Origin of the sequence: Streptomyces nanshensis (genome assembly GCF_001751255.1) — a bacterium.
GTDB lineage: Bacteria > Actinomycetota > Actinomycetes > Streptomycetales > Streptomycetaceae > Streptomyces > Streptomyces nanshensis_A.
Genome location: NZ_LJGW01000038.1, coordinates 1 through 4,352, shown reverse-complemented (window position 1 = coordinate 4,352; position 4,352 = coordinate 1). Strand labels below are relative to the sequence as shown.

Genomic DNA, 4,352 nt, shown 5'->3' with positions numbered 1-4,352 from the left:
CGTCGGCGGGGAATGCGCCCCGCCGACGGGCCCGGTCACTTCTGCGGACGTCCGAACTCCGCCTGGATCAGGCCTCCTTGTAGACCAGCCACACGTTGCCGCGGTCGAACGGCATCGGCTCGCCGTTCGGCAGCGTGAAGGTCGTGCCCGACTCCGCCTTCGGCCGCTCCCATGTGGTCTCGTACGCCTTGCCGTCGCGCAGCACCGTCGCCTTGCCGCTGCCGACCGTCTTCTCGTACGGGGTGCCGCCGTCGTCCGGCGGCATCTCGACGTTCTGCACGATCACGGTCTTGCCTCCGAGCCGCTTGCCGCCCGTGCTGGTCGCGGGCTCGCCGTCGAAGGAGGTGAGCCAGCGGTCCTCCTTCTCGGACCACTCGAAGGAGGTCTCGGCGGAGCCGTAGTCGACCGAGGTCTTGTCCGTGGCCTCGCCGCCCTCGGGTGCGTCGTCGGCGAAGCGGAAGCCGATGTCGGCGCTCTTGCTGGCCTCGGGCGCGGTGTCGAGGAGCTGGTCGGGGTGGACGTAGAGGTTGTGCGGGGCCTCGTTGTCACCGCCGCGGAAGTACGGCTCGGGGTACTTGTCGTGCGAGCGGGCGTGCAGCGTGGACTTCTCTATGAGGTCCTCGACGCCCTGCCGCGCACCCGAGTAGGACAGCGCGGGACGGTCGAACATCCGCAACTGCTCGACGTTGTACGCGCGGGCGCTGCGCACCGGCCCCAGCGACTCGGGGAGCTTGCTGGAGTAGACGCCGAGCAGCCGGCTCAGCCCGCCCTCGACCTTCTCGACGACGGTGATGTCCGCGTCCTCCAGAGCGGTGTGCGGCCGTGCGTCCTTGTGGTTGTCGATCTTCACGGCCAGTACGGGCGCCGGCTCGGCGGGCAGCCCGGTGAAGGGGGACGTCTCCTCGCGCTGCCCTGCCGCGCCGCTCGCGGAGGACGAGGAGGACGAGGCGTGCCGAGCCTGCTGCTGCTTGCCGGCGTCCGGCGCCTCGTGGGCGGAGGAGGCGCTCGCCGCGCCTCCCGCCGCCAGCGCCGCCACGGCCAGCGTGGCCAGCACACGCGTGGCCCTGCGTATGCCACCGCCTCCCGTGCTGCCGCCGGAGGACGGCGACCCGGTGGTCATGCCCTGCATGGAAACTGCCTTCCGTCGTGGGGGGTTGGTAAGACAGCCACCTCATCGGTGCCGGGCCACGCCGTCAATACCGTGCGGAGCACTTCCCCACCGTGCGGAGCGCCCCGCCCACCCCGCCTCGCGACGGGCCGTCAACTCTCCGCGGGAGCAGGGGAGTCCACGAGGGAGACGCGGATCTTGGACTGGCCGTGCGGCAGCTTCTCCCAGTCGTCCATGAAGCGCGCGCTGAGCCCGTGCTTCTCCGCGAGAGCGGTGAGCGTCTCCGTGCGGTAGTAGAAGTCCTCGCGCAGCACCTGGTGTTCGGCGCCCTCCGTACGGTCGAAGGTGAAGTCGAAGAAGCCGCGCGGCGCCAGGATCCGGCCGACGTGCGCCAGGCACTCGTCGATGACCTCGGGCGGCGAGTGGGAGAAGACGCTGTGCGCGTGGACGACGTCGAAGTGCCCGCTGGGCAGGAACTCCAGCTTGAGGTCGTGGGTGAGCGTCAAGTGCGGGAGCTTGTCCTGGAGTTCGTAGCGGGTGAGGGTCTTCTTGGCGGAGATGAGGATGTCGGGGGAGATGTCGATGCCGTAGTAGTTGCCGGCATCGAGGTACTGGATGAAGCGCCAGCCCGCGCGGAGGTTGCCGCAGCCGATGTCGAGCATGCGGTGCTGCGGCTGGAGCCCGTGCTCCAGGAGGAAGTCGAACTGCATCTGCCCCAGGGCCAGCCACCGGTCGTGGCTGCGGCTGCCGACGGCCGCCTCCGGGTTGCCCGCGGTGTCCGAGGCCATGACCGCGCGGTAGTAGTCGACGTGGTCGGGGTGCTTGAAGCGCAGCCAGCGGTCGCGGACGGCCCGGCGGGCGTACGGGGCGACGCGTGCCGGATTGCGCAGCGCGTACGAGACCTTGTGCGAGAGCCGCGCCCTGTTGGCGGCCAGCGAACGCGGGGTCTTCTGGGGCATGGTGATGTGCTCCTCGGTCGTGCGTGGTGCAGGACGGCGTTTCGACACTTGCCGAAACGAATGAACGGGCATGTCGGACACGTTCGGGTGTGGTCAGGGGACGGCAGAGGGCGGGCCGTCGGCGGTCTCCGACGCGACGGCGCCGTACGGGAGTTGGGCTCTGTTACGGGGCGTTGTTACGGAGCGGTGGGCGGGTGCGCGGCCGGCGGCGCCACGACCCCGGTCTCGTACGCGAAGACGGCGGCCTGGGTGCGGTCGCGCAGGCCGAGCTTGTCGAGGACGCGGCTGACGTGCGTCTTGACCGTCGACTCGGCGACGAAGAGGTGCTCGCCGATCTCGGCGTTCGACAGTCCCTGCGCCACGAGCGCCAGCACCTCCGTCTCCCGTCCGGTCAGTTCGGCGACGCGCTCCCGCAACGGGGCGCGCAGGCCCGTCCGTTCGGCGGGACGCCGGCTGAACTCCGCGATCAGCCGGCGCGTCACGGTCGGCGCCAGCAGGGCGCCTCCCGTGGCCACGACCCGGATGCCGTCGGCGAGTTGACGCGCGGGGGCGTCCTTGAGGAGGAAGCCGCTCGCCCCGGCCCGCAGCGCCTGGTAGACGTACTCGTCCAGGTCGTACGTCGTGAGGATCACGACCTTCGTGTCGGGCAGCGCCGCGACGATCTCGCGGGTGGCCTCCAGGCCGTCGAGCACGGGCATCCGTACGTCGAGCAGGGCGACGTCGGGGCGCAGGGCCGCCGCCTTCTCCACCGCGTCGCGGCCGTCGACGGCCTCTCCGACGACCTCGATGTACGGGCGGCTGCCGAGCAGTACGGAGAAGCCCTCGCGCACCATCTCCTGGTCGTCGGCGATCAGGACCCGGATCGGGGGTTCGTCAGCCATCGGTGCGCTCCTCGCCCGGTCCGGGCACGGGCGCGGCGGGGGACGCCGCGACGGTCCCGGGCTCCAAGTGCCCCTCGCACGGCAGGAATCCGCGCACCTCGTATCCGCCCTCCCCGGTCGGTCCCGTACGCAGCCGTCCGCCCAGCATGGCCACGCGCTCCCGCATGCCGGTCAGCCCGTGCCCGGCACCGGGCGACGGCGACGGCGGGCGCAGGGACGGCCCGTTGACGACGCGCAGGCCCAATCCGTCCCGCTCGTAGGCGAGTTCGACGCCGACCTCGGCTCCGGGTGCGTGCCGCATGGCGTTGCTCAGCGCCTCCTGCACGATGCGGTACGCCGACAGCTCGACGCCGCGCGGCAGTTGACGCACCTCGCCGGTGACGGTCTTCGCGGCGTACGGACCGACGGCACGGACGCCCGCGAGCAGCGCGTCCAGACCGGCGAGGGTGGGCTGCGGCGCCTCGACACCGCGCGAGGCGCGAACGTCACCGCCGAACTCCCCGCGTACGCCGGTCAGTTCGCGCGCGCCGCGCGCACCGGCCGCCGTGTCCGCATCCGCATCCGTGTCCGGATCCGTGTCCGGATCCGCGTCGGGCCCCTTGCCGGCACCGGGCGGCCCGTACGGCGACGGCGGCTCCGCCCGTACGACGCCCAGCACCCGGCGCAGTTCGGCCAGCGCGACCACGGCGTTCTCCCGTACGTCCGCGAACGCCTTCGCCAGTTCGGGCGGCGGGTCCTGCACCCGGTACGGCGCGGCCTCCGCCTGGATCGCCACGACGGACATGTGGTGGGCCACGACGTCGTGCAACTCCCGTGCGATGACGGCACGTTCCTCCAGCAGCAGCCGTCGCGCGCGCTCCTCCTCGGTGGCCGCGGCGTGCGACGCCGCCTCCGCGCGCGCCTCCCGCAGGCCCGTGACGACGAGCGCCGTCAGCGGCATCGGGGCCGAGACCAGCGCCATCACCCACGCGCCCACGCTCAGCGGCCCGTTGCCCGCCACCGCGACGGCGACGAGCAGGCACCACAGCGCCACCACGGCGCGCAGCCGCAGCCGCAACGCGAGCAGCGCCAGCACGGCCGCGAAGACCAGCAGCCCCGCCATCGCCCACGGCCGCTGCTGCGAGTCGTAGAACAGCAGCCGCGGCCACGACGTGACGTCCGCGAACGGGAACGGTCCCGCCAGACCGCCGGGATGGAAGACGCTGACGGCCGTCGCCGCCACCAGCAGCCACCCCGCGAGCACCGGNGAGGGCGAGCGCGCCGCCCACGAGCCGTTCGGTCTGCGGCACGTCCGAGCGTGCGTGGAAGACCAGCAGCAGAACGGTCAGCGCGAGAACCGCCGCCTGCGGTGCCCGGCGCAGCGCCTCCCCGGCCGCCCGCGGCAGCGCCCGGCGGGCCCGCGCG

At 72.7% G+C, this 4,352-nt stretch carries 4 protein-coding genes; all 4 read right to left on the bottom strand.

Going from position 1 to position 4,352, the window contains the following annotated elements:
• Nucleotides 1-67 precede the first annotated feature (67 nt).
• The 4 genes from AN218_RS01760 to AN218_RS37750 all read right to left on the bottom strand — a co-directional run bounded on the left by AN218_RS01760 (nt 68) and on the right by AN218_RS37750 (nt 4,191).
• The gene (locus AN218_RS01760; RefSeq protein WP_070014653.1) at nt 68-1,120 is read right to left on the bottom strand and encodes a DUF3048 domain-containing protein; all 1,053 of its coding nucleotides are present in this window, start codon (nt 1,118-1,120) and stop codon (nt 68-70) included.
• A gap of 140 nt (nt 1,121-1,260) precedes the next feature.
• The gene (locus AN218_RS01755; RefSeq protein ID WP_171908565.1) at nt 1,261-2,067 is read right to left on the bottom strand and encodes a class I SAM-dependent methyltransferase; all 807 of its coding nucleotides are present in this window, start codon (nt 2,065-2,067) and stop codon (nt 1,261-1,263) included.
• A gap of 176 nt (nt 2,068-2,243) precedes the next feature.
• A complete protein-coding gene (locus AN218_RS01750; protein WP_070014651.1) occupies nt 2,244-2,948 on the bottom strand; it encodes a response regulator in 705 nt (234 codons plus the stop codon).
• A complete protein-coding gene (locus AN218_RS37750) occupies nt 2,941-4,191 on the bottom strand; it encodes a sensor histidine kinase (protein WP_070014650.1) in 1,251 nt (416 codons plus the stop codon). The genes AN218_RS01750 and AN218_RS37750 overlap by 8 nt, the downstream gene beginning before the upstream one ends.
• Nucleotides 4,192-4,352: the final 161 nt, after the last annotated feature.

Excerpts from the sequence above, each read along its gene's own strand:
- AN218_RS01755 (WP_171908565.1), bottom strand. The coding sequence starts at position 2,067 with ATGCCCCAGAAGACCCCGCGTTCGCTGGCCGCCAACAGGGCGCGGCTC.
- AN218_RS01760 (WP_070014653.1), bottom strand. The coding sequence starts at position 1,120 with ATGACCACCGGGTCGCCGTCCTCCGGCGGCAGCACGGGAGGCGGTGGC.
- AN218_RS01750 (WP_070014651.1), bottom strand. The coding sequence starts at position 2,948 with ATGGCTGACGAACCCCCGATCCGGGTCCTGATCGCCGACGACCAGGAG.